Annotated in this window: 1 protein-coding gene and 2 pseudogenes; 1 reads left to right on the forward strand and 2 read right to left on the reverse strand. The window is 63.9% G+C overall.

All coding sequences use genetic code 11. The features are described 5' to 3' along the window. Positions 1 to 193, forward strand: a pseudogene (locus EN750_RS39730) (pentachlorophenol monooxygenase); the annotation flags it as partial. Between the two features lie 107 nt (positions 194 to 300). On the opposite strand, the gene phbB reads toward EN750_RS39730, so the two are convergent. Then, positions 301 to 1,026, reverse strand: coding sequence for an acetoacetyl-CoA reductase (gene phbB, locus EN750_RS33900; RefSeq protein WP_127399245.1), 726 nt, complete (start codon positions 1,024 to 1,026; stop codon positions 301 to 303). Between the two features lie 91 nt (positions 1,027 to 1,117). Beyond that, a pseudogene (locus EN750_RS33905) lies at positions 1,118 to 1,494 on the reverse strand (acetyl-CoA C-acetyltransferase); the annotation flags it as partial.

Genomic DNA, 1,494 nt, shown 5'->3' on the forward strand with positions numbered 1-1,494 from the left:
TGTCCGCACACCGCTGCGGCGCGTCTTGCGCAATTTCGTGCTCGGCGTCGTCAACATGATGCCGTTCGTCAAGCGCAGGATCTCGATGAAATTGTCAGGTCTCAGCCGGGCCGAAATGGCGACGCTGCCGGCGTCGTCGCAGCCGGGCGGGCGCAAGCAAGCGATGAAACGGGAGCTCAAGCTGGTTGCCTGATCTCGAGGCGCCGGACAACTACCGGCGCTGTATCGGAGCAGCGGTTCTAAAGACGAACGTGCCGGCGACACCCCCGGCACGTGCACATTTCAGCCACGTGGTTCTGGTCAGGCGAAGTATTGGCCGCCATTGGCCGTGATGGTCGAGCCGGTGATGAAGCCTGCATCTTCGGATGCGAGGAAGACGACGCAGCGCGCGATCTCTTCCGGTTCGCCGAGGCGGCCGACGGGGATTTGCGGGATGATGCGGTCGTTGAGCACCCTCTCGTCGATCGCCTTGACCATCTCGGTGGCGATGTAGCCAGGGCAGATGACGTTGACGGTGATGCCCGCGCGAGCTCCCTCTTGAGCGAGGGCTTTGCTGAAACCGATGTCGCCAGCCTTGGCGGCGGAATAGTTGACCTGGCCGGCCTGGCCTTTCTGGCCGTTGATCGAGGAGATGGTGATGACGCGGCCGAACTTGCGGTCGCGCATGCCGCTCCACAGCGGATGCGTCATGTTGAAGACGCCGGACAGGTTGGTGTCGATGACCTCTTTCCACTGCTCGCGCGTGATCTTGTGGAACATGGCGTCCCGGGTGATGCCGGCGTTGTTGACCAGCACCGAGACCGGGCCGAGATCGGCCTCGACTTGGCGGATGCCGGCGGCGCAGGAATCATAGTCGGCGACCGACCATTTGTAGACCGGAATGCCGGTCTCGGCCTTGAATTTCGCCGCTGCGGCGTCATTGCCGGCATAGTTCGCGGCAACCGAATAGCCGACGGTCTTCAATGCGATCGAGATCGCCGCGCCGATGCCGCGCGATCCGCCTGTGACGATTGCTACCTTGGTCATGCATTTCCCCTTTTTTGATACCGCCCTGTTGTCGGGCTTGGCAGGCACTGGATACAGAACGGGCGGCTCGCGCCGCCCGTTAGTGAGTTATTCAGAGTGCTTCGATGCACATGGCGACGCCCATGCCGCCGCCGATGCACAAGGTGGCGAGGCCTTTCTTGGCGCCGCGCCGGCGCATTTCGAAGACCAGCGTGTTGAAGACGCGGGCGCCGGACGCACCGATCGGGTGGCCGATGGCGATGGCGCCGCCATTGACGTTGACGATCGAGGGATCCCAGCCCATGTCCTTGTTGACGGCGCAGGCCTGCGCGGCAAAGGCCTCGTTGGCCTCGACCAGGTCGAGATCGCCGACCGACCAGCCGGCCTTTTCCAAGGCCTTGCGCGATGCTGGGATCGGGCCGGTGCCCATGATCTGCGGATCGACGCCGGCGGTTGCCCAGGACACGATGCGTGCCAGCGGGGTGACGC

The organism is Mesorhizobium sp. M7A.F.Ca.ET.027.03.2.1, from assembly GCF_003999175.1.
Classification (GTDB): Bacteria; Pseudomonadota; Alphaproteobacteria; order Rhizobiales; family Rhizobiaceae; genus Mesorhizobium.